This is a genomic window from Lentzea kristufekii (assembly GCF_033949925.1).
GTDB classification, from domain to species: Bacteria; Actinomycetota; Actinomycetes; order Mycobacteriales; family Pseudonocardiaceae; genus Lentzea; species Lentzea kristufekii.
In genome coordinates this window covers 1-896 of the sequence record NZ_JAXAVV010000081.1, presented here as the reverse complement: position 1 = coordinate 896, position 896 = coordinate 1, and the positions used below count along the sequence as shown (strand labels likewise).

Genomic DNA, 896 nt, shown 5'->3' with positions numbered 1-896 from the left:
AGACCGGATCTCATTTGGGGTTGTTGTGGGTCAGCAGGTCCAGCTTGGTGACTCGGCGGTAGCAGATCACCGCGCAGGCCAGCTGGGCGAATGCCAGGAAGTGGGTGGCTTTGCGTTCGTAGCGGCGTGCCAGCCGGCGGAACCGGGAAACCCACTCCAGGGTCCGTTCGATGACGTAGCGGTGGCGGCCCAGCTTCTTGGGCGACTCGATCCCCTTGCGGGCGATCCGGGCGATGATGCCCCGCCGCCGCAACGCCTTACGGCAGGCCGGGTAGTCGTAGCCCTTGTCCGCGTGCAGCTTGTGCGGCCGTCGGCGAGGCCTGCCGACGGGCCCCTGGACCGGGACCACGGCATCGACGACGGTCTCCAGTTCCAGGTGGTCGTTGCGGTTGGCCGCGGACACACCCACGGTCAGCGGGATACCGCCGCGATCGCTCATCGCGTGGATCTTGCTGCCGGGCTTGCCCCGGTCGACCGGGCTGGGCCCGGTCAGATCCCCCCTTTGACCGCCCGGACCTGCATGCCGTCCACCGACGCACGCGACCAGTCGATCGCCCCGGCCGAGCCGAGCAGATCCAGCATCGTCTGGTGCAGCCGGGCGAACACGTCCGCCTCGACCCACTCGGTGAACCGGCGATGCGCGGTCGGGGTGCTGACCCCGAACGACGCCGGTAGCGCCGACCAGGCGCACCCGGTCTGCAGTACGTACAGGATGGCCGCCAGCACCACCCGATCGTCCAGGCGCCGCCGGCCTCCGCACTGGTGGCGTTGCGGCGCATCGGGCAGCAGTGGCTGTGCCAGCAGCCACAACGGCTCCGGGCACCACTTCTCCACATCGCTCATCGTTGATCAACGATATCGCCTACCTCGCAACACACCCAAACGAGATGCGGTCT

Annotated in this window: 1 protein-coding gene; it reads right to left on the bottom strand. The window is 68.5% G+C overall.

The features are described 5' to 3' along the window. Positions 1-10: 10 nt before the first annotated feature. Positions 11-843 (bottom strand): IS5 family transposase gene (locus SK571_RS46150; RefSeq protein ID WP_406602120.1). Its coding sequence is split into 2 segments (ribosomal slippage): positions 11-499 and positions 502-843, totalling 831 coding nucleotides; the frame shifts between segments, so codons are not numbered across the junction. Positions 844-896: the final 53 nt, after the last annotated feature.